Origin of the sequence: Pseudodesulfovibrio sp. S3 (assembly GCF_004025585.1) — a bacterium.
Classification (GTDB): Bacteria; Desulfobacterota; Desulfovibrionia; order Desulfovibrionales; family Desulfovibrionaceae; genus Pseudodesulfovibrio.
In genome coordinates this window covers 93,307-115,925 of record NZ_QTZO01000005.1, presented here as the reverse complement: position 1 = coordinate 115,925, position 22,619 = coordinate 93,307, and the positions used below count along the sequence as shown (strand labels likewise).

General features: G+C 59.7%; 20 protein-coding genes. 14 read left to right on the top strand and 6 right to left on the bottom strand.

All coding sequences use genetic code 11. The features are described 5' to 3' along the window. Nucleotides 1-33: 33 nt before the first annotated feature. From DWB63_RS07480 to greA, 3 genes are all read right to left on the bottom strand, one after another. On the bottom strand, nt 34-678 hold the full coding sequence (locus DWB63_RS07480; RefSeq protein ID WP_128328197.1) for an RluA family pseudouridine synthase: 645 nt from the start codon (nt 676-678) through the stop codon (nt 34-36). After that, nucleotides 675-1,451, bottom strand: a complete 777-nt coding sequence (locus DWB63_RS07475) for a hypothetical protein (RefSeq protein ID WP_128328196.1) — start codon at nt 1,449-1,451, stop codon at nt 675-677. The genes DWB63_RS07480 and DWB63_RS07475 overlap by 4 nt, the downstream gene beginning before the upstream one ends. A gap of 61 nt (nt 1,452-1,512) precedes the next feature. Then, nucleotides 1,513-2,007 (bottom strand): transcription elongation factor GreA, encoded by a 495-nt coding sequence (greA, locus tag DWB63_RS07470; RefSeq protein ID WP_128328195.1) that lies wholly within the window; start codon nt 2,005-2,007, stop codon nt 1,513-1,515. Nucleotides 2,008-2,413: 406 nt separating this feature from the next. On the opposite strand from greA, the gene DWB63_RS07465 reads away from it, so the two are divergent. The 5 genes from DWB63_RS07465 to DWB63_RS07445 all read left to right on the top strand — a co-directional run bounded on the left by DWB63_RS07465 (nt 2,414) and on the right by DWB63_RS07445 (nt 8,466). Next, nucleotides 2,414-3,655, top strand: coding sequence for a BMP family ABC transporter substrate-binding protein (locus tag DWB63_RS07465; RefSeq protein ID WP_241648729.1), 1,242 nt, complete (start codon nt 2,414-2,416; stop codon nt 3,653-3,655). A gap of 3 nt (nt 3,656-3,658) precedes the next feature. Beyond that, the gene (locus tag DWB63_RS07460; RefSeq protein ID WP_128328194.1) at nt 3,659-5,137 is read left to right on the top strand and encodes an ATP-binding cassette domain-containing protein; all 1,479 of its coding nucleotides are present in this window, start codon (nt 3,659-3,661) and stop codon (nt 5,135-5,137) included. Continuing rightward, complete coding sequence (locus tag DWB63_RS07455) at nt 5,134-6,174, top strand: ABC transporter permease (protein ID WP_128328193.1); 1,041 nt, start codon at nt 5,134-5,136, stop codon at nt 6,172-6,174. Before DWB63_RS07460 ends, DWB63_RS07455 begins: the two co-directional genes overlap by 4 nt. Continuing rightward, a complete protein-coding gene (locus tag DWB63_RS07450; protein ID WP_128328192.1) occupies nt 6,175-7,158 on the top strand; it encodes an ABC transporter permease in 984 nt (327 codons plus the stop codon). A 96-nt stretch (nt 7,159-7,254) separates the two neighbouring features. Then, nucleotides 7,255-8,466: a response regulator gene (locus DWB63_RS07445; protein WP_128328191.1), complete on the top strand. Its 1,212-nt coding sequence runs from the start codon at nt 7,255-7,257 to the stop codon at nt 8,464-8,466. A gap of 21 nt (nt 8,467-8,487) precedes the next feature. On the opposite strand, the gene DWB63_RS07440 is transcribed toward DWB63_RS07445, so the two are convergent. After that, the gene (locus DWB63_RS07440) at nt 8,488-11,247 is read right to left on the bottom strand and encodes a PAS domain S-box protein (RefSeq protein ID WP_128328190.1); all 2,760 of its coding nucleotides are present in this window, start codon (nt 11,245-11,247) and stop codon (nt 8,488-8,490) included. A gap of 300 nt (nt 11,248-11,547) precedes the next feature. Here DWB63_RS07440 and corA point away from each other — a divergent pair, with 300 nt between their 5' ends. The 9 genes from corA to hydF all read left to right on the top strand — a co-directional run bounded on the left by corA (nt 11,548) and on the right by hydF (nt 21,008). Beyond that, the gene (corA, locus tag DWB63_RS07435) at nt 11,548-12,612 is read left to right on the top strand and encodes a magnesium/cobalt transporter CorA (protein WP_128328189.1); all 1,065 of its coding nucleotides are present in this window, start codon (nt 11,548-11,550) and stop codon (nt 12,610-12,612) included. Between the two features lie 393 nt (nt 12,613-13,005). After that, a complete protein-coding gene (locus DWB63_RS07430) occupies nt 13,006-14,265 on the top strand; it encodes a [FeFe] hydrogenase, group A (RefSeq protein WP_241648718.1) in 1,260 nt (419 codons plus the stop codon). Nucleotides 14,266-14,279: 14 nt separating this feature from the next. Next, nucleotides 14,280-14,618 carry an iron hydrogenase small subunit gene (locus tag DWB63_RS07425; RefSeq protein WP_128328187.1) on the top strand — a complete coding sequence of 113 codons (339 nt, stop codon included), beginning with the start codon at nt 14,280-14,282 and terminating at the stop codon, nt 14,616-14,618. A gap of 432 nt (nt 14,619-15,050) precedes the next feature. Then, nucleotides 15,051-15,293 carry a TM1266 family iron-only hydrogenase system putative regulator gene (locus DWB63_RS07420; protein WP_128328186.1) on the top strand — a complete coding sequence of 81 codons (243 nt, stop codon included), beginning with the start codon at nt 15,051-15,053 and terminating at the stop codon, nt 15,291-15,293. A 15-nt stretch (nt 15,294-15,308) separates the two neighbouring features. Beyond that, nucleotides 15,309-16,733: a [FeFe] hydrogenase H-cluster radical SAM maturase HydG gene (gene hydG / locus DWB63_RS07415; RefSeq protein ID WP_128328185.1), complete on the top strand. Its 1,425-nt coding sequence runs from the start codon at nt 15,309-15,311 to the stop codon at nt 16,731-16,733. A gap of 10 nt (nt 16,734-16,743) precedes the next feature. Continuing rightward, nucleotides 16,744-18,192 (top strand): aspartate ammonia-lyase, encoded by a 1,449-nt coding sequence (locus DWB63_RS07410; protein WP_128328184.1) that lies wholly within the window; start codon nt 16,744-16,746, stop codon nt 18,190-18,192. After that, entirely contained in the window at nt 18,189-18,821 is a 633-nt protein-coding gene (locus DWB63_RS07405; protein ID WP_128328183.1) for a hypothetical protein, read from the top strand. Before DWB63_RS07410 ends, DWB63_RS07405 begins: the two co-directional genes overlap by 4 nt. Further along, the gene (hydE, locus tag DWB63_RS07400) at nt 18,818-19,816 is read left to right on the top strand and encodes a [FeFe] hydrogenase H-cluster radical SAM maturase HydE (protein ID WP_128328182.1); all 999 of its coding nucleotides are present in this window, start codon (nt 18,818-18,820) and stop codon (nt 19,814-19,816) included. The genes DWB63_RS07405 and hydE overlap by 4 nt, the downstream gene beginning before the upstream one ends. After that, nucleotides 19,806-21,008: a [FeFe] hydrogenase H-cluster maturation GTPase HydF gene (gene hydF / locus DWB63_RS07395; RefSeq protein ID WP_128328181.1), complete on the top strand. Its 1,203-nt coding sequence runs from the start codon at nt 19,806-19,808 to the stop codon at nt 21,006-21,008. The genes hydE and hydF overlap by 11 nt, the downstream gene beginning before the upstream one ends. Nucleotides 21,009-21,132: 124 nt before the next feature. Here hydF and DWB63_RS07390 read toward each other — a convergent pair whose 3' ends face one another. Both DWB63_RS07390 and DWB63_RS07385 read right to left on the bottom strand, forming a co-directional pair. Continuing rightward, nucleotides 21,133-21,666, bottom strand: a complete 534-nt coding sequence (locus tag DWB63_RS07390) for a DUF2087 domain-containing protein (protein ID WP_128328180.1) — start codon at nt 21,664-21,666, stop codon at nt 21,133-21,135. 193 nt (nt 21,667-21,859) lie between these two features. Next, a complete protein-coding gene (locus DWB63_RS07385) occupies nt 21,860-22,504 on the bottom strand; it encodes a carbonic anhydrase (RefSeq protein ID WP_128328179.1) in 645 nt (214 codons plus the stop codon). Nucleotides 22,505-22,619 lie beyond the last annotated feature (115 nt).

Sequence of the window (22,619 nt, the reverse complement as noted above, 5' to 3'; positions counted from 1 at the left end):
TTTTCCCACTTGGAGACGGTCCCCGTGTCTGCATCAAAAGGGGGCCGGAGAAACAAAATCCATGCTCTCCCTGGTGACGGGATGCCGGAAGCGCAGAGTCGAGGCGTGCAGCTTGAGCTGCCCCGGTGCCGTGCCGGTGCCGTAAAGGCGATCGCCGACAATGGGAAAGCCCAACCCCTTTTCGTGGGCGGAGTGCAGCCGGAGTTGGTGGGTACGGCCGGTATGCGGCATGAACTCCACGCGGGTGCGCCCGTTCTCCACCCCGAGATTGCGCCAATGGGTGACACCGTTCTTGCCGTTGACCGGGTCATATACCTGATATGGCCGGTTGTCCGGGTCGAGACGGAACTTCAGCTCGATGATCCCTGCCTGATCCGTGAGCACGCCGTCGATGAGTGCGGTATAGCGCTTGCCCACCAGCCGGTCCATGAACTGGACCGACAGGGTGCGGTGCGCCGATTCGGTCAGGGCCAGAACCAGCAGGCCGGAGGTGTCCTGGTCGAGCCGGTGCACGGACGGTTGGTCCATACACCCCGGGTACAGGGCCTTGACGCGGGCCACCACGCAATCCTGATTGGCCTCGCCCTTGCCCGGTACGGACAAAAGGCCGCTGGGCTTGTCCACCACCACAATGGCGTCGTCCTCGAACACGATCTTCAATCCGGGGGGAATGGTCATGCGCCCTCCAATCCGCAGAGCATGAAGCCGAGAATGCGCGCGCATTTGTCAGGACAGGACGGGTAGAATTCGCCATGAGCCTTGAGACCGGAGCGGTTGGCACGGCCAAAGTAGAACTCAGACAGGCCGAGCGGGGTCAACCCGTTCAGGGCCGCATATCCCAACAATTTGGGCGCACAGCAGTCGCCGGTGCCGGTGGGCACGCCGCCTTGGCCATGGGTCGCCGAAGGAAGCGGCAGGCGTTCACCGCGAAAATTGGGCAGCGTATACATGGCGTGGATTTCCTGCATCAGCACCTGTGAAGCCTTCTTGCGTTTGTCGATGAGCGCATCCCGTGCAGGCGCCCCCTTGGGCAGGCCGAGGATCTCACGCCCCATGGCCTTGATCCGCTGCTCGCCCGCCAGGGTGTCCCGCTTGAACCGGGCCACGTCCAGCAGGGGCGGCACCCAGCCGTCCACCTCCCATACCGAGTTGTATTGGCCGGAAAACGCCTTGAGCACACCTGTCTGCCCCTGTCCGTTCCGGACCACGAGCACGCCGAACATCTGGCCCCGGGCATCGCCGAGAAGGTACTCGATGGAAAATCGCGGATCGGCTGCGGGCGCGTCGAAATCGATACGCCCTTCCTGCTCCAACCGCCTGAACAGTTCCACGGCAGGACCGTGCGAAGGCCCCACGGGCAACGTATGTTCCCGGCCGCACCGGGCACACCCGCCCCGGCAGGCGATGGAAGGGTCATGTTCCCCTGTCAGTTCGGTCGGTGTCAGCAACATAATAGAAAAGCCCCGTCGCCGAAGACGACGGGGCGAATGTACACATTCTCGTGCGGATGCGCTATTTTATATTCAATCCGGCAGCACCGAGGAACTTGACGGAAAGGATTTCGTACTCGATGCGGCCGCGGGGGGCATCGACGATGGCCTCATCCCCCACTTCCTTGCCGACAATGGCCTGCCCCATGGGGGAAAGCACGGATATCGTACCGTTCTTGTGGTCCGCGTCATCCGGGCCGAGCAGCGTAAAGGTACGCACCTCGTCGGTGTCAAGGTCCTCCACTTCCACGGTAGAACCGAAAATGGCGCGGTCGCCGGACAGGGTGTCCAGATCGAGCACGTCGAACAAAGGCATGCGGGAATTGATGTAGGTAATACGAGCCTCCAGCATGCCCTGACGTTCGCGAGCGGCATCATAACCGGCGTTTTCGGACAGATCGCCTTCTTCGCGAGCTTCCTTGATGGCCTGAATGATGGCAGGACGCTGGGCTTTCAGGTCGGCCAGTTCCTTGGTGATCTTCTCATACCCTTGCCTAGAGATGGGAATGCGATCCATGTTTGAAACCTCACTAACTGAATTCAAAACCAATAAAAGTAAAAAAAGAGGCAGGCCGCGCGGCCCTTGAAAAGCTACGCGGCTGCATATGTGTCAATCGCATCTGACGAAACGGAACTTAAAACATCCCGGGCAAGAGGTCAAGTGCTTCGGTTTGGCCCTCTCTTTCCGGGGGGTGCGCAAAATCGCGGACACCGGGCGACCTCACGTACATGCTCTCCAAATCAAAGACAGGAAGCTGTTGACACAACCCCGACTTCTCATTCAAGAATATATTTTTGCGGGCGAGTGAATCTTTTCACATGTCCCGCCATATTTTTCTCGACCCCGACTCGGGGTTTATGGCCCACAACAGCCCGGCGACACTGCGCATTTTCAAGGTCGGGCAATGAACACGGAGGAAAGAATGTTGCAATTACGTTCCCTAGCTGCGCTTGCCATGGGCGTCTGTCTGCTCGTGGCCCTCGGCTGCTCGTCCGAGCCCAAGAAGGAAGAAGCCAAATCCGAAGCCCCGGCCACGGTCGAGGCACCAAAAGAAGAGGCCAAACCCCTGACCGTCGGCCTGATCCTGGTCGGCCCATACAACGACAAGGGATACAGCCAGGCCCAGTATGAGGGCGGCAAATACGTCGAGGCCCACTTGCCCGGCGCAACACTGATCTACCTGGACAAGGTCAATCCGGCCGACCGGCCCGGCCTGACCATCCCCCAGGTGGCTGACGACCTCATCGAAAAAGGCGCCACCCTGATCATCGCCGGTTCCGACGACATGAAGGACGGCATCGTCGAAGCCGCCGCCATGCACCCGGAAACGACCTTTATCCATGCTTCCGGCGACGCGGTCTGGACCGGCAAGGCCCCGGCCAACCTCGGCAACCTGTTCGCCCGCATGGTCTATTCCAAGATGATGGCCGGCTTCACCGCCGCCATGACCACCCAGACCGGCAAGATCGGCGTGGTCGGCCCGCTGATCAACGAAGAGACCCGCCGCCTCATGTCCGCTGCCTACCTCGGCGCCAGCTACGCCTGGACCCAGGTGCGCGGCAAGGACATCAAGGACCTCTCCTTCAACGTCAAATGGATCGGCTTCTGGTTCAATATCCCCGGCGTAACCGCCGACCCGACCCAGGTTGCCGGCTCCCTGTATGACGCCGGTTACGACGTGCTCATCTCCGGCATCGACACACCCGAGGTCGTGACCGTGGCCAAGCAGCGGGCTGCCGCAGGCAAGAACGTCTGGGCGCTCCCCTACGACTTTGAAAAGGCCTGCGAGGGCCAGGGTGCCATCTGCCTCGGCGTCCCGTACTTCAACTGGGGTCCGGGCTTCCTGCGCATCGCCAAACAGGTGGTTGACGGCTCCTACACATCCTCCTTCGAATGGGATGCCCCCTACTGGGCGGACATCAACGACCACGACAACTCCCCGGTCGGCTTCATGCCCGGCGAGGGCATGAGCCCGGATACCAAGGCCGAACTCGACAAGTTCATCGCCAAACTCGGTTCCGGCGAACTCAACCTCTTCACCGGCCCCCTCAACTACCAGGACGGCACCCCGTTCCTGAAGGCCGGGGAAAAGGCCACAGACAAGCAGATATGGTACATGCCCCAACTGCTTGAGGGTATGGAAGGACTCTCTTCCCCAGAATAAGGGATGATCGTCCTCAACGACATACATAAGCATTACGGTCGGGTTCGGGCCAATGACGGTATCAGTCTGACCCTCGAACCCGGCCGTATTTATGCCCTTGTGGGTGAGAACGGTGCCGGCAAGTCCACGCTCATGCGCATTCTTGCCGGGCATACCCGCCCCACGTCCGGGACACTGACCTTCGGCGGGGAAACCATCACCTATCTCACCCCGACCCTGGCCAGAGAAAAGGGCGTGGGCATGCTCTACCAGGACCCACTGGACTTCCCGGCCATGCCCGTATGGGAGAATTTCCAGCTCGGCGCGCCCAAGCGTACCAAGCGGGAAGTGGTGGATATCATCGGCGAGCTGTCCTTCCGCCTGGACGCCTGTTTCCTGCCCGACGAGCCGGTCTCAAGCCTGACCGTGGGCGAGCGCCAACTACTGGAACTGTTGCGGTTGCTGGACCTCGGCGCATCCACCCTGATCCTGGACGAACCCACCACCGGCATCACCCCGGAGCAGAAACAGGACCTCTTCGACCTGCTCATGAAGCTGGCCCGCGAGGAGGGACACACCATCGTCCTGGTCACGCACAAATTGTCCGAGGCCTTTGAGATGGCCGACTCCATCTTCATCATGCGCCAGGGTGCACTGGTGGGCACCCTGACCCCGCCCTACGACGAAAAGGAACTGGTTTCCCTCATGTTCGGAGAGACCGCCGACAGCGAGGCGGCCCCCCTTCCCGAACCGCCGGCACCCGGCGGGACGCCCCGCCTGGTCATGCATGACGCCCTGTTCGCCGGGCCCAAGTATTCCATGGGCAACCTGAATTTCACGGCGCGACCGGGTGAATGTATCGGCTTGGCCGGGCTGGACGGCTCGGGCCAGGAACTGTTCCTGCGCGGCCTGTGCGGCCTTGACCGCATGCCGGGCGGGTCTTTCGATTTGGACGGCATCACGCACCGAAACAACGATTTCAACACCCTGCGCAAGGCGGGCGTGCAGTTCGTGCCCGCAGACCGCCTGAATCTGGCCCTGTTTCCGGCCCTGAACCTCATGGAGCACATCACCCTGGCCTTCCCGGACCGCGAGGGCGACCTGACCGATTTCTACCAGTCCCAGTGCGTGGAAGGATTCAATCTCCAGGCCCACCCGGAGACCCAGGCCGTGGAGCTGTCCGGGGGCAACCAGCAGCGGCTCCTGCTCTCGCTCATCCCGGACCAGACCAAACTCCTGCTCATGGAGCACCCCACGCGCGGCCTGGACGCCGGTTCGGCCCGACAGGTCTGGAATCACCTCAAGGAACGGTGCGCCAACGGTTCCACCATGATCTTCTTTTCCCCGGACCTGGACGAGGTGCTGGAACACAGTCACCGGGTCATCGTCTTCTACGACCGGGCCATTGCAGCCGTGGTCGAGGGCGAGGACATCTCCATGAACGTCGTCGGCGCGCTCATGGCCGGAAAGAACTATGCGGACATCAAGGAGGCGGGCGCATGAACCGCGACTCCCTCCTGCCCCAGATCGGCTGGCTCCTGGCCGCCCTGGCCCTGGCCCTGATCCTGACCGTCATCGTAATGCTGCCCTCAGGGGCGCCGCCATTGGAGACCATCTACGTGCTCTTCAAGGGCGGACTGGGTTCCATGTCCAAGATCGGCCGCGTACTGGCCGGTTGGGTGCCGCTGACCCTGTGCGCGGTGGGACTGCTCATCCCGTTCACGGCACGGCTCTGGAACATCGGCGTGGAGGGCCAGGTCATCATGGGGGCCATATTCTGCACCGCAGCCCTGCGCCCCTTTGACAACGGCGGCATCGCACAGATCATCCTGGCCATATTCGCCTCCATGCTCGGCGGCGCGCTCTGGGCGCTCCTGGCCGGACTGCTGCGCGTCTTCGGGCGGGTGCACGAAATATTCTCAGGTCTTGGGCTCAACTTCGTGGCCCTGGGCGTCACCCTGTGGCTCATCTTCGGCCCCTGGAAACGGCCCGGTGTGGCCTCCATGTCCGGCACCCAGCCACTGGACGTCTCCCTGTGGCTGCCGCGCCTGGGCACGCTCTCCGTGAGCTGGATCGGCCTGGCCCTGGCCTTTGCCGCCATCCTGCTCGTCTATATTTTGCTCTACCGCACCAAGTGGGGACTCAAGATGCGCGCCGTGGGCGAAAACCCCAAGGCCGCCACCCTGTTCTCCCTGGGACCGCGCCGCCGCCTGCTTCAGGCCTTCATGCTCTGCGGCGCCATGGCAGGTTTGGCCGGAGCCACCCAGGTGCTCGGTGTTTACCACCGTCTGCTCCCGTCCATATCCTCCAACTACGGATACACCGCCCTGCTGGTGGGCATGATGGCTTCCTTCAGGCTTCCCCTGGTGCCGGTCATCTGCCTTTTCTTCGCCATTCTCAACGTCGGCTCCATCCAGCTCCCGCTCCAGCTCGGCCTGGACTCCTCGCTGTCCGGCGTGATCCAGGGAATCATGGTCCTCTCGCTCTTCATCGTGCAGGGGCTCCGCCTGTGGCTCAAGCAGAAAAAGGCGGCGAATTAAATGGAAATGTTCGCACTGACCATCGCCGCCGTACTGATAGCCGGAGCCCCGCTGGTGCTGGCCACCCTGGGCGAGACACTCACAGAGAAAGCGGGCATCATCAACCTCTCGCTGGACGGTTCCATCCTGCTTGCTGCCATGGCTGCTTTCGCAGTCAGCACCACCTTTGACAGCCCGTGGCTCGGCGCTGTGGCGGGCATGGGCGTGGGGGCGGGCATTGCCGGACTGCTCGGACTGATCGGCATCTACCTCGGCCAGTCACAACTCGCCGTGGGCTTCATCCTGACCCTGCTCTCCCGTGATCTGGCCTATTTCCTGGGACACAATTTTTCTCGCCAGCCCGGACCGGACCTCGGCCTGTGGACCATCCCCGGCATAGGAAACGTCCCCTTCCTCGGCCCCATATTCGGTTCCCAGTCACCGGTGGTCTATATGGGGCTGGCCGCCATTTTCTGCTGCTGGTGGTGGATGTATCACACCGAGGGCGGCATGAGATTGCGGGCCGTGGGCGAATCCCCGCGCGCAGCCTTTGGCCGCGGCATACGGGTGCGCCTGGTCAGACTCTGCTATTGCCTGGCGGGCGGAGCCCTGGTGGGTCTGGCCGGAGCCGCCTATTCCCTGGCCGTCAAGCCCGGATGGGGCCGTCCCCAGGGCTGCGAAGGCGCAGGCTGGATCGCCCTGGCCATCGTCATCTTCGGCGGCTGGCATCCTGTACGGGCCGCGCTCGGCGCATTCTTCTTCGCCGCCCTCCAGGTATCGGGCATTTATCTTCAGGAAATGTTCCCGTCCATCCCGGCCCCGGTGTTCCAGGTGGCCCCTTTCCCCATGATGATCCTCACGTTGCTGGCCGTGAACATGGGCCGCATGGGCTGGGTGCAGGACATCGTGCGCCGCCACCCGTTCCTGAAATCCTTATCCAAAGGTTGGTCCATAGAAGCTCCTGCCGCCCTCGGCCAGGACTTTGATTCCAAAAAGGGACTGTGATCACAACGAGTCAAGTGGTCATGCTTCCAACATCCTTGCTCTCAACAAGCAAATCCTATATTCATTAGATAAGGCCTTAACCATTTGGAGACGTTCATGGACACAGCCGACCGTCCTACAGTACTGGTTGTCGACGACAACCGACTCAACATCGACCTTCTGGTGGATATTCTCAAGGACGACTACAAATTACTGGTAGCCCTGAACGGCATCTCTGCCCTTGAACTCATCCAGAACACCCTCCCGGATATCATTCTCCTGGACATCATGATGCCGGAAATGGATGGCTATGAGGTCTGCAAACGGCTCAAAAGCGCTCCTCGAACTCAGTCGATTCCGATCATCTTCATCACGGCCAAGGCCCAGACCGAAGACGAGGCCAAGGGGTTGTCCCTGGGGGCCGTGGACTACATAACCAAACCGGTCAATCCGGCCATTGTCCAGGCCCGCATCAAGACACATCTGGCCCTCTACAACCAGAACCGCGAACTCGAAGAAAAAGTCCGCGTCCGCACCAGCGAACTCGAATCAAGCAGGGAAAAGGCTAACGAGGCCAGCAAAGCCAAGTCGGCATTCCTGGCCAACATCAGCCATGAACTGCGCACCCCGCTCAACCACATCATGGGTTTGTCCAGCCTGCTCCTGGAAATGGATGACAACCCGGAGCGGATGGAGCTGATCCGCCCGATCAACGAAGGTGCCGCGCAACTGACCGGCCTGTTCGACCAGCTGCTGAGTCTGACCATGCTGGAATCCGACGCCATTAGGATCCGGTTCCAGGCCTTTGACTTCATGAAGGCCCTGTCGCAGCAGACCGCCATCTTTCGGGCCTATGCCCAACGGCGAGGACTGGAGTTCGAATTCGTCACCCAGGAAACGCTGCCCACCGCAGTACACGGTGCGCCCGTCGAGACCGTACAGGCCCTGAACAACATTCTTCTCAATGCCTTCCGGTACACCGAAAAGGGCAAAGTAACCCTGGAAATCCGCATCGACCCGGACAACTTTGCCGGTGCCGACGCCGATAAGGTCATGTTGCGGTTCATGGTCAAGGACACCGGCATCGGCATCCCCGAAGAACGCCTGAAAACCATCTTCAACAGCTTCGAAATCGGGGAAAAGGTCATGACCAAGCGGCTGAGTGGCTCCGGTATCGGCCTGACCATCTCAAAATACCTCATAGAAAAACTCAACGGTAAAATCTGGGTGGAAAGTGCGCCGGGCAAGGGGAGCACCTTCTATTTTTCCCTGCCCTTCACCATATTGGACAGACTGCCGGACAAAGAACTGGCCGACGGCACTCCCTAAACCGGACCTCGTCACGACCGATCAGGCCAACTCGTTCTCCCCGCCACGAATTTCCGCGAACACCGTCCGCAACGCTTCCAACTCGATCGGCTTGACCACGTAGCCGTCCATGCCTGCATTCAAAAATATTTCCCTGTCGCCGACCATGGCATACGCAGTCACGGCAATAATCGGAATCGACGCCCGGCCCTCTCCGGCAAGTCCGGTCCGTATCGCACGGGTGGCCTCGATGCCGTCCATCTCCGGCATCTGGATGTCCATCAGTACGACATCGTAATCCCGGGCCTGCAGGGCCTCAATCGCTTGCCGACCATTTTCCACGGCAGTGACAGCATGTCCGTCCTTTTCAAGAATCCGCTGCGTGACCAGACTGTTGACACGCTCATCCTCCGCCAGGAGAATGCTGAACGACTTCTCGACCACGGCCTGGCCACGGTCCTTTGACGGGGACGCCTTCGGTAGCTGTTCACTTCTGCCAAAGGGAATCGCAAAATATAACGAGGTCCCCACGCCTTCCTCGCTTTCGATGGTCATGGCGCCGCCCATCAGAGTCACGAGACGCTTGCATATGGACAGCCCCAGGCCGGCCCCCTGGTGGGTCCGGGTGTATCCCTGGCTGACCTGAGTAAAGGGATCGAACAGGGTGCCGAGTTCGGCGTCGGGGATTCCGACGCCTGTATCCGAAACGGAAAACAGGATACGGTATTCATTTGACGAGACATCGGGCAATCTGTGCGCGGACAGGACGATTTGGCCGTGCGTCGTGAACTTGAACGCGTTGCCCACCAGGTTGGTAAGCACCTGCTGCAACCGGACGGCATCTCCCAGAGCCATCCGGGGAAGGAGGGCATCGATGTCGCACTTCAGGGCGACACCGGTCTGCGCTGAAGTGAGCCTGAACATTTCGCAGACCTGTTCACAGGCCTTCGGCAGGTCGAAAGGAGTCCTCTGCACCACCATCTTGCCAGCCTCTACTCTCGAAAGATCAAGAATATCGGAGAGCAGGTTCATCAACCGCCGCGAGGATTTGAGAGCAGCCTGAGTATACTCCGACTGCTCATCATCCAACCCGGTCGTCTGCATGAGCTGCAGCATTCCCATGATTCCGTTCAGCGGGGTTCTGATCTCATGACTCATGTTGGTCAGAAACTCGGTCTTGGACTGGCTGTACGCTTCGGCCTCTTCCTTGGCCCTTCTCAACTCGTCCTGCGCTTCCTTGCGTTCCCCGAAATCCTCCATGGTGGCAATCACTTCGGTGGGCGACTGACCGGGATTCACCGGGTTGAACTGCGCATGCAGAAAAATTGTCTTATTACCCGTCACCGAAGTATAATAATCTTCATAGGATGAAGCCTGACCCGCCATGGCCATGGCCAGTGCTTCATACATTTTGAGATTACTCTGGCGCTCGGCAATGAATCCGACCAGCTCCTCTTTGGAGGACCCCATCAATGCCACGAAATTATCGTTGCAATCGAGAATGGTGCCCTCCTTGCTGAAACGGACCACGCCCAACGGAGAATTTTCAAAAATGGCCCTGTGCCGCTGTTCACTGTCCTTGAGTTCCAATTCCGCCCGTTTGCGCTCCGTAATATCCCGGAACTCGACGACCCTGACCATCGCGCCCTTGTAAGGAATATTTCTCGCCTCCAACTGAAGCGGGTATTCCTTGCCGTTCTTGCGAAGTCCGAAAGCCTCGTAAAGTTCCTCGTAACCTTCAAGGATGTGTTGCATGACCAACCCTCGGGACGATTCGGCAATGAGCAGCAGCCCGTCCATGCCAATCAACTCTTCGGTGGCATAGCCGGTAATATCGGACAATCCTTGGTTGCAGTCCAGAATGAGTCCCTTGTCATGGATGGCTATGCCGCCAAAAGAGGCGTTGTGCAGCGTCTTGAAACGCAATTCGCTCTCTTTCAACGCATGCTCTATCCGTTTGCGCTCCGTAATATCCCTGGCAACCCCGAGCACACCGATAAGCTCTCCCCTATCGTCGTACATGGGCGTCTTGATGGTCTCGAGTTCTTCGGTATGTCCGTCGTCCTTGTAGGTAACCGTCTCTTCGTTGATCACGGATTTACCCGCCTCTATGGCAGCCCGGTCGTTTGCCCTGAAGAACTCGGCCAGCTCCCTGTCAACAAAATCATAGTCTGTCTTGCCCACTATATCCGCTTCCGAGGCCCCGTAAAATCGCTCGAACCGATGGTTGCAGGTGACGAAGACACCATCCACGTCCTTCAACCACACAAGTTCAGGTATGGTTTCCACCAAGGTGCGGAGATGCGCCATATTGAGCCTGAGTGCCCGATTCGCCTTCTCCGTTGACTCCCTGGCCTGTTCCTCGAAGGTCTGGTCGATGCCCAGGCAAGTGATATCCGCAACACTTCCGTCAGGGGCCTGGGTCAGGACATTGAACCAGAGCACGGGACGAAGGCTGCCGTCCCTGGTTACGATCTCATTCCGGTATTGCGAATGCGGCCCCACCTGTTTCTGTTCCTTTGACCGCAGGAACACGCCCCGAACATCCTCTCGAACATCCTCGGGGAGAAACAGGTCAAACCAGCTCTTCAGGTATATTTCCTCGAACTTCCACCCGGTCAGATCGAGAAAATGCTGATTGGCAAAAACTATTTTCCCGTCAGGATTCAAGCTGACGCCGATCTGCGGCATGTGTTCAAGCACGCTGCGCCATTTCGACTCGGATTTCACCAGGTCGCTTTCCAGCTCGGCCACTCTCTGCCGACTGCGTTCGAGTTCATTTTTTAATTCAGGATTTGCCATATCATGACTTTTCCATTGCAGCTTCGGGTTTCACGAAAACAAGAACACGAGATAGTGACAGCATCGCATTCTCAACGAGGATCTGAATATTATAACCTGCACGGACGCCAAGAGGAACAGGCGAAAACCGCATCCAATTGCCTGCTCCTACCGCCTGTTAACCGCCACAGCAACCCTTGGCATGGGCGTTGTCACATGAAAAAGGTTTATCGTGTCAGGTTTTCATTATATCATGAGACTGAATCAGGATGACGACATCACGTATTACCATCCATGCCGTATGAAACAGAGGTGCAACTCATGGCCAGATTTCTGAAAAAACGCCACAACGCCACAGGGCAACCCCCGGGGTCGCTGATCTTTGTCGGGCAACAAAAAACCGACACCCCCCGGTTGAGACTGATCGACTACGATGTTTCCACCTTGCGTGACGAATTCCTCGAGTCTGCGGAAACACTCTCGCCCTGCCTGTCCAGCGAATCAACGAGCTGGCTGAACGTGGACGGCCTGCATGTCCCGGAACTGATGCACTCCCTCGGCTCGATATTCGACATTTCCCCAATGGTACTTGAGGACATCGTCAACACAGGCCACAGACCCAAGATGGAAGACTTCCCGAACGGGGTGTTCATCACCCTCAAGATGCTCTCCCTGAACGAGGACCAATCCGAAATCCAGTCGGAACAACTGAGCGCATACCTGACCGGACGATGCCTGCTGACATTCCAGGAGAAACCCGGAGACGTATTCGAACCCGTACGCGAACGGATCAGGCGTCAAAGCGGCAGGCTGCGTAAAGCGGGTCCTGACTACCTGCTCTACGCCCTGCTCGACTGCGTCTTCGAGAACTATCTCAAAGTTGTTGAAATCATGGGTGAAAGAATCGAAGGCTTCGATGAGGAGGTGCTCAGCGACCCCACCAACGAACTGCTGGAAGAAATCAACACCTGCCGGAGGGAGATGGCCTACATCCGCAAGGCGGTGCGCCCGGCCAGAGAGATAGTCCTCAAACTGCTCAAGCTGGAAAATGACCTGATCTCAGAGCAACTCTCCCCCTTTATCAGGGATCTGATGGACATGGCCGAGCAGATCAATGACGCAGTGGACATCTACAGGGAGATGCTCAACGACCACCTCAACAGCTACAACATGGCGGTTGCCAACAGGCTCAATGATGTCATGAAATTCCTGACGATCTTTGCCACCATATTCATTCCCCTTTCCTTCCTCGCAGGCGTGTACGGCATGAACTTCGAGGTCATGCCCGAACTCCGATACCCCTACGGCTACTATGTCCTGCTTTCGTTCATGGGGGCCGTGGCAGTGACCATGCTCATCTACTTCAGAAAACAAAAATGGATATAGGGATAATTCGCAGGTAAAAACCTCAGCCATACACAGACCAGCATACAGGGTACCAATCATACAGATTGGTGCCCTTTCCCATTCAATGGCAACAGGTTGCCGCCCATTCCCGGCAAGTATTCCGAAAACACTCCACCCTTGCATCGGGGGCCGAGGTTCTCATCGGCACCTATAGATGAGCCCACATCGGCTCCCCCCCCTTGACACGGCTACTATTTTTACAATAGTAGCTGTATTGTGTTATTATTTTAGATTTCGTGTTAACGACGGGAGTAGCACCCTGTCAACACATCGAAAGGAGGAGGGTATCCTATGTCAGGATGCACACCAAAGGCTTCACCGGCGATAACGCCGGTGGATTTGTCTTCAATCCACCCCAACAAGGAGGGCACCATGAAACAGATTGAAGGCGTGATGTACCAGACCAACGCACCCAAAGGCATTGATCCAGACAGCATTTTCTTTGTCCAGGTCGATGCCACCAAGTGCCAGGCCTGCGGAAATTGCGAAGAAGCATGCGCAACCGGCGCGATCCAGTCCATAAACGACGACGGTATTCGTCAGGTTGTGGACCCGGCCGCCTGCATGAACTGTGGCCAGTGTCTGATCAACTGCCCGTACGACGCCATCTACGAAGGCGTTTCCTACGTGGACGAGGTCTTCGAGAAACTCAAGGACCCGAACACCGTCGTGGTCTCCATGCCCGCTCCTGCCGTTCGCTACGGCCTGGGCGAATGCTTCGGAGCCGCCACCGGCACTTACGTGGGCGGGAAAATGCACGCAGCCCTGCGCCAGCTCGGCTTCGACTACATCTGGGACAACGAATTCACTGCCGACGTGACCATCATGGAAGAAGGCACTGAGCTGATCCAGCGTGTGGGTGAACAAGGCAAGAAGGGCGCTCGTCCGCTGCCCCAGTTCACGTCGTGCTGTCCCGGTTGGGTCAAGTTCGCAGAGACCTTCTACCCGGATCTCATGCCCAATCTGTCCAGCTGCAAGTCTCCCATCGGGATGCTCGGCCCGCTGGCCAAGACCTATGGCGCACACGAGACCGAAACCCCGGCCAAAAACATCTACACCGTCTCGATCATGCCCTGCATCGCAAAGAAGTACGAAGGACTGCGCCCCGAACTGGCCGACAGCGGCTTCCGCGACATCGACGCAACCATCAACACCCGCGAACTGGCCTACATGATCAAGGCTGCGGGCATCAACTTCAACAGCCTGCCCTCGCAAGCACCCGACCCGATTCTGGGCGATTCCACCGGAGCGGCCACCATCTTCGGCAACAGCGGCGGCGTCATGGAAGCGGCTCTGAGGCTTGCCTACGAAGTGCTTTCCGGCAAAAAGCTGTCGGACCCGACCATCAAGGTCGTGCGCACCCACGAGGGCATCAATGCTGCCGACGTCGACGTGCCCGGGTTCGGCACGGTCAAGGTGGCTGTGGCCAGCGGACTCGATAATGCTGCAAAACTGTGCGACGAAGTTCGGGCGGGAAAATCCCCATACCACTTCATCGAAGTCATGACCTGCCCCGGCGGCTGTGTGAACGGCGGCGGACAGCCTCTTGATCCCGATGTCCGAGCCTCCCTGTTCAAAAGCACCGTGGCCCAGATCAACAAACGCTTCCGGGCACGCACTGTCAGCGCATAAGAAGGAGACCGACCATGAAAATGAACAGACGTGGCTTCATCAAGGCGTGCGGCGTCATGACCGGATACGCCGTGCTCGGCCTGAACCTGACCAAGGAAGCGGTAGCAGCCTCCATGGACTTCGTGGGCCTTCGCCAGAAGTCCGTATACGATGCCGATGCCAATCCCAAGATCTACAAGCTCAGGAAGTCTCAGGACAATCCCATGATCAAAAAGATCTATGACCCCAAGGACGGCTTCCTGCATGAAGGTCCGTGCGGTCACATGTCGCATCATCTGCTGCACACCCATTACAATGACCGCAGCGCCAGAGTGGCCGCCCTCAAGGCCAACGGATTCAAGCTGAAGTTCTAACCTCTCATTTGTGTCTCCTGCGGCGAGGATGCTTCTGATCCTAGGGCGACATTCCCCTCCCTTCTCCGAATACGGTCTTTCCGAGGCGGCCTGAATGGCCGATCTCATCTACTCTTTGCCGATCCCGACTGCATATTTTGCCGCTGCATCGTGTTACTATTTTAAAAAAGTTATCCTTTGCGTATAATTTTTTCTTGATTAGTATCCAAAAGAACGCTAGTGGTTTTCGCCAGAACACCTCCGACCGGAGAAAATCTGCCTGCGGGAAGGGTCAGCCTGAACCCCAGGGTGGAGCCATCTGGGCCCTACCCGCATTCTCGCAGGCAGAACACCATCCAGAAGCTCCCCCCTTCCCAGCATGCAGAGATCCCGGGAGTGCTAACCCGGGGTCTCGCGGTTTCCGGCACAGACCAAAAAAGGGAGACTGAGCGTATGCAGAAACGACTCGGCATTATCGGCATCATCATCAAGGACAGGAACAAGATGGCCGTCACGGTCAACACCATCCTGAGCGACCATGGAGACATGATCGTCGGTCGGATGGGCCTGCCCTTCAAGGAACGGGGCGTAAACATCATAGATCTGATCATTGAGGCCACCACCGACGAGGTGGGCGCCCTGACCGGCAAGCTCGGCATGCTTGAAGGTGTTCAGGTCAAATCTCTTCTGGTTTAACAAGGGAGCTAGAGAATGAAAAAGGACAGCACGTTGAGCGATGGCCTGAAAAACTTCATCGACGAAGAAACCATCCGCACAGAAATGCGCAAGGGAGAAAATCCCGCCCCCGGCCTGATCCGCGAGATCCTGGCCAAGGCAAGGGAAAAACAGGGGCTGGACCCGGACGAGGCCGCCGCACTGCTCGGCAACACGGATCTGGATCTGGACCAGGAAATTTTCGAAACGGCCATCGCCATCAAGAAGGCCATCTACGGCAACCGGCTGGTTGTCTTTGCCCCCCTCTACATCACCAACGAATGCGCCAACCAGTGTAAGTACTGCGGATTCAAGGCCACCAACACCGAATTGGACCGGCGCACCCTGTCCACGGAGGAAATCCACCGCGAGGTTTCCGTACTGGAGGATCTCGGGCACAAACGGCTGCTTCTGGTCTACGGAGAGCACCCCACCCTCGGCGCGGACTGGATCGCCCAGACCGTCAAGGATGTCTACGCGGTGACCTCGGCCAAGAGCGGCGAAATCCGCCGGGTCAATGTCAACTGTGCTCCCCTTGATGTCGAGGGATTCCGCAAGCTGCACGAGGTCGGCATCGGCACCTACCAGTGCTTCCAGGAATCCTACCATCGCCCGACCTATGAAAAACTGCACATCAAAGGGCGCAAGACCGATTACCTCTGGCGATTGCACGCCATGCACCGCGCCCAGGAGGCGGGCATCGACGACGTGGGCATGGGCGCACTCTTCGGCCTCTACGACCCCACCTTCGAGGTGCTCGGCCTGCTGCACCACGCACGCCAGCTCGAACTCGACTGGGGCGTGGGACCGCACACCATCTCATTCCCCCGCCTGGAACCCGCATTGAATTCGGATATCGCCTTCAACCCGCCCTATCCGACCACGGACCACCAGTTCAAGAAAATCGTCTCTGTACTGCGCCTGGCCGTGCCGTACACCGGGCTGATCCTGACCACCCGCGAAACCGCGGAATTCCGCAAGGAACTGCTGGAAGTCGGCGTTTCCCAGATGTCCGGCGGTTCAAGGACATACCCCGGCGCATACAGCGATCCCGAATACGACAGGCCCGATGTGCAGCAGTTCTGCGTGGGCGACAGCCGCAGCCTGGACGAGGTCATCCGGTCCATTGCCGGAGACCACGGCTACGTACCCTCCTGGTGTACGGCGTGCTACCGGCTGGGCCGCACCGGAGAGCACTTCATGGAATTGGCCAAAACCGGTTTCATCCAGAAGTTCTGCCTGCCCAACGGGCTGCTGACCTTCAAGGAATACCTCGAAGACTACGCCTCCGAAGAGACCAAGGTCATCGGCGAGGCGCTCATCCGCCGCGAGATCGAAAACTACCCGGACCAGGACCGCAAGACCCTGCTTACAGATCGCATGGCCCGCATGGAAGCCGGCGAGCGGGACCTCTACCTGTAGGCATGGAGGAATGAAGCGCATGACAGGGACAGTGAAGGCCACCGGGTTCAGGTTGGAACACGACGGATTGGGCGAGCTTGCCGTGCCCGTGGATGCCTACTATGGCATCCACACCCTGCGGGCCGTGCGCAACTTCCCCTTTTCCGGCTACCGGCTGCACCCGGCCTTCATCCGGGCCTTTGCCCAGGTAAAGCTGGCCTGCGCAAAAACAAACATGCTCCTCGGGTACCTGCCCGAGGAGTATGGATGGGCCATCTGCGATGCCTGCACCGAAATCGCCTCGGGAAAACTGCACGACCAGATCGTGGTCGACCCGTTTCAGGGCGGGGCCGGAACCTCGACCAACATGAATCTCAACGAGGTCATTGCCAGCCGCGCGGCGGAACTGCTCGGCGCTCGGCGCGGCGACACATCCCGGGTCCATCCCATCCTGCATGTCAACATGCACCAGTCCACCAACGACGTGTACCCGACGGCCCTCAGGGTGGCCGTCCTGTTCCTGCTCACCGACCTGGAAACCTCGGTCGCGTCGCTCCAGGAAGCCTTCCAGGGCAAGGAAGCGGAATTTCGCGACGTGGTCAAGGCCGGACGGACCGAACTGACCGACGCCGTGCCCATGACCATGGGCATGAGTTTCGGGGCCTTTGCCGACGCCGTGGCCAGGGACCGCTGGAGGCTCTTCAAATGCCGGGAACGGCTCAAGAAGGTCAACCTCGGCGGCACGGCCATCGGCACCGGTCTGGGCGCTCCGCGAGACTACGTCCTGAGCGTGGCCGGGAGCCTGGCGGCCATTACCGGACTCCCCCTGTCCCGAGCGGAAAATCTCGTGGACGCCACCCAGAACATGGACACCTTTGTTGAGGTCTCGGGCATGCTCAAGGCGTGCGCGGCAACCCTGATGAAAATCGCATCCGATCTGCGCCTGCTCTCCAGCGGCCCGAAGACCGGCCTAGGGGAACTGACCCTGCCGCCGCTCCAGACCGGTTCGTCCATCATGGCGGGCAAGATCAACCCGGTCATGCCCGAGGCCGTGACCCAGGCCGCCCTGCGGATCATGGCCAATGACCAGACCATTTCCCTTGCCGCGGCCATGGGCCAGCTCGAACTCAACCACCTGCTGCCCCTGCTCGCCCATTCGCTGCTCGAATCCCTGACCCTGCTGGTCAATTCCTGCCGCGGACTGGCTAAGTGCACGGACGGAATCCAGGCTGACAGGGAACAATGCCGGGCCCATGTGGAGCGCAGCGGTGCCCTGGCCACGGTCCTTGTTCCGCTCCTCGGCTACGATCGCGTAGAGCGGCTCATGGCAGACGCCCAAGCCTCGGGCCGTACCGTCCGTGACGAAGCGGTATTGTGCGGCGTGGCCTCGGTCGAGGCCCTGGACAGGCTTCTGTCTCCCAAGCGGCTGTGCAAGCTTGGATATACTCCGGAAGAATTCGAAGAAGTGAGGATTCCATGAAACTCGTGACCGGTATTGACGCCCTGGACACGCCAGCCATGTTCGCCTCCAGCCGCCGGAGGATCATCCTGCACGCTGCGGTGTACGGGGCCTTTGCCCGATCCCACCCCCACCGCGAAGGGCTGGAAACCGCACTGGCACGCCCCGAATTCAAACGCCTGGATATCATCGTATTGGAACCGGACAGTCCGGCCTGTTGGGTGCGCCCCTTTCTGGATGCCCTCCGATTCGGAATTTCCACCCAGGCCACGGACGATGAGGTGCTCCTGTCGCATCGGTTCATGTCCGAACTCGCCCAACGCCATCCGGACAAGGTCCACCTGCACCCGGCCCGGCGGCTGCCCTGCCTGCCGATCATCATTGCAGACGACGCCATTGTTTTCGGCCAGTACGCCCATGCCGGAACCCATGCGCCCCAGGGATTCTGGGGCATGGTCCAGGCGGACGTGCAGGCCCTGCTTGAATGGACCGCCCGCGGCAAGCCCCCGACCTGGGCCTCAGGTGAAGAGGTGGCCGCCTTCCGGCTCGTCAACGAGTGCGCACGGGCCATGTGTCCCTGCCGCTCATTCTCGACATTTCCCACTCACAATCTAGACCACCGGGAATTCCCGGCCAACGACACGCCATGAACGCACACGACATCCTCACCGCTCTGACCGGCGCGGACGACCCGTTCCTGTTCGCACGGGCCAACGAAACTCGGAAGTGGGTCTTCGGCAACGAAGTCCATATCCGGGCCATCGTCGAATTCTCCAACATCTGCGACAAGCATTGCCGCTACTGCGGACTGCGCGCCGACAACCGCAATTTGCACCGCTACCGCATGTCCGCCGACAACATCCTGGCCGCAGCCTCGGACGCCGTGTCCCAAGGGGCCGGGACCGTGGTCCTCCAATCCGGGGACGACATGGGATACTCGACCGAGACACTCGGGGAACTGATCGGGAAAATCAAGGCGCGGCACGACGTGGCCGTGACCCTCTCCCTGGGGGATCGAGGACTGGACGAATACGCCTTTTGGCGCGACTGCGGAGCCGACCGGTGTCTCATCAAGCTGGAGACCACGGACCAGCGCCTGTATAAGCACCTGCGCCGGGGAGAGGATTTCTCGGCCAGGCTGCATCGGGTCGAACGACTGCGCCGCATGGGCTACGAAATCGGCTCCGGGGTCATTGTCGGCCTGCCCGACACCGACCTTTCGGACGGTCTGCGCGACATCCTGTTTCTCACGGATCTCGAACTCGACATGATCGCTGTCGGGCCTTTCGTGCCCAACCCGGACACCCCCCTGACAAACACGGCACCCGGTTCCGTCACCCTGTCCCACAGGACAAGCGCCCTGCTGCGCCTCCTCAACCCGAAAGCCAACATCCCGGCCACGTCCGCCCTGGACGCCCTGCGTCCGGGCAGCCGCGCCCTGGCCCTGACCCGGGGATGCAACGTGCTCATGCCGTCCATGACCCCGGCACGGCATCGCGGCGACTACACCATCTACCCCGGCAAGAACGCCGGGGACATGGACGACGGGGCCTCCCTGGACGCGGCCCACCAGACCATCAGGGCAACGGGCTTCATCCCTTCCGCAGCCAAAGGTTTTTCACCCAGGAGGAGCCATGTCGGGTAAGGCGCCACGCGGAGTACGACTGATCATCGCCCTCGCCGGGCGGCGGAATGCGGGCAAATCATCGCTGATCAACGCCATCACCGGCCAGGAGACGGCCATTGTCTCGAACACGCCGGGCACGACCACCGACCCCGTGGCCAAGCACTATGAACTGCTCCCGCTCGGGCCGGTGACATTCTACGATACGGCCGGGCTCGACGACACCGGAGACCTGGGCGGACTGCGCATGCAGGCCACGCGCAAGATACTCTACCGCTGCGACGTGGCCGTAATCGTAATAGGTGAAGCGGGCATCACGGAGCATGAGCGCGCCATCCTCGACACGGTCAGGAGATTGGACATTCCGTACATCGTGGCTTTCAACAAGATGGACCTGCACGCGCCCTCACAGAAGGAAATGGACAGCCTTCGGGCCGAAGGCACCCCCTGCCTGGCCGTTTCCGCCCTGAGCGGACTCAACGTGGACGGCCTCAAGCAGGCGATCATCGACGCCACGCCGCCGGAATACAGGCAGGAACGCGCTCTGGTGAGCGACCTGATCAACGAGGGCGACTGGGTCGTCTGCGTGGTGCCCATCGACCTGGCCGCCCCAAAAGGCCGCCTGATCCTGCCGCAGGTCCAGGTACTGCGGGAAATCCTGGACTGCGACGCGCTGGGCCTGACCGTCAAGGAACGCGAAATAGAAGCGGCCCTGGACGGACTGACCCGCAAACCCGCCCTGGTGATCACCGACTCACAGGTGATCATGAGCGTGGCCGCCGATGTCCCCGGAGACATCCCGCTGACCACGTTTTCCACCCTGTTTGCCCGGTACAAGGGCGACCTGCCGAGCCTTGTCAGGGGCGCCGACGCCATCGACACCCTTGAAGACGGGGACAGGGTACTCATAGGCGAGGCCTGTTCCCACCACCCGGTGGCCGACGACATCGGACGCGTCAAGATTCCCCGCTGGATGACCCAGTACACGGGCAAGGACCTGAAGTTCGAGGTCTATTCCGGGCACGACTTCCCCGGAGATCTGGAGCGATTCAACTTGGTGGTCCACTGCGGAGCGTGCATGCTCAACCGGACCGAAATGCTCCGCCGCATCCAGGAATGCACCCGCCGCAACATTCCGGTGACCAACTACGGGGTGGCCATCTCAAAGGTACAGGGCGTGCTCGATCGGGTTCTGGCTCCCTTCCCCCTGTAAAGAGATCAGACCGAGCCAAGGCCTGATCCACTCACTGCTCGAAAAAATCCCTTGCACCTGAATGCAAGGGATTGATTGCCTTTCTGCCGAAGTCGATTTGCCCCTCGGCATCGAGTGACCGCATTTACCCGCGAATGTGCTTGAACGCCTCCACGGCTTCGGCCGGAGGCCGGACCTCGACCCGCCGGTACTCCCGGCCATCGGCCGTCCGGGTCATGAGCTGATGATCGACCAGCAGCCTCCGCAACAGCGCATGGTCTTCGAACAGATGCTGCTGTTCGAGCAGCTCGCTGATCTCGCATTCCGTATAGGTCTTTTTCGCACTGATCCGCGACCACATGACCCACAGGCAGATGACGCGCTCGCTGTACTTCTTGGGCCAGTGCGTCAGGTAGCCCTCGTCGTTGAACAAGCGCACTATCCGCTTGACCAGCTTGTAATTGATCTCGGCATATTCTTGTTCCGGCAGGTCAAGCCCACGGCGCGCATCATACTGCGCCTTGAAATGCTGATAATTCCGAAACCCGCCGGCCTTGACCAGCAGGTTCAGCATCTCCACATGACCTGGAACTGATTCGGATTCCTGAAGCTGGCTCCGCAGATTGCAAGCCAATGCGGATAGGTCGCCCACGTACAGGGGCATTGGGGATTTGGACATGGTTCATCCTCGCTCTCGCGCCTACCACGGATGGATTGCCGGTGGTCGCCCTTCCGACTCGGCACGCGGACAAGGTGTCGGGTGGAATGATGTGATGGCAGGTTTAGCTCCCCCAAAGGGGCGGCGACGCCTCGGTGAACTGCCGACCAAGGATACACATATAACAGAATGCCGCCCCATGCAAGACGGGCAGCTACTCCTGCGGGCAGGGAAAGGTCAGCGGTTCGAACGCCTTGGTCTGGGGCAGATAACTCAGGAGCTGACCGGATTCCATGTCGAAATACCAACCGTGTACGTAGAGACTGCCGTCGGCCACGCGCTCCGCAAGCCAGGGAAAGGTCATGAGATTGTCCACGGACCGGAGGATTCCCGCCATTTCGCAGGCGGTACAGGATTTTTTGTCCACCTTGCCGAAATGCTTCATGACCTGATCCCGCACGGGATTCATCACGGACAGCCACCTGTTGATAAACTCGCTGTCCTCACCCGCGTCGTTCTTCATCAGTGTATCGATGCCCCCGCAATGACTGTGGCCAAGGACAATGATGTTGGCGACCTTGAGCATCTTCACGGCATACTCGATGGCCGAGGACACGCCGTGATACCCGCTGTCGGATTCATACGGCGGCACTATGTTGGCAACGTTGCGCACGACGAAGATTTCGCCCGGCTCGCATTGCATGATAAGCGAAGGATCGGTGCGCGAGTCGCTGCATGCGATGACCATGGTGGTCGGGGTCTGCCCCTCGCACAACGTATTGAAGGGGGAATCCTCACGACAGAAATATTCGTTACGGAAATTCTTGAACCCGGCAATGAACCGTTGGATGTCCTTCATGACAGTCTGTCTCCTCGCGGGAGTCCGGTCGGGCACATGCCGCCGTCAACTCTCCCATTATCATATTCACGCCTGATTCAGGACTGGCCGCTCCACCCCGCCTCTCGACCGAACC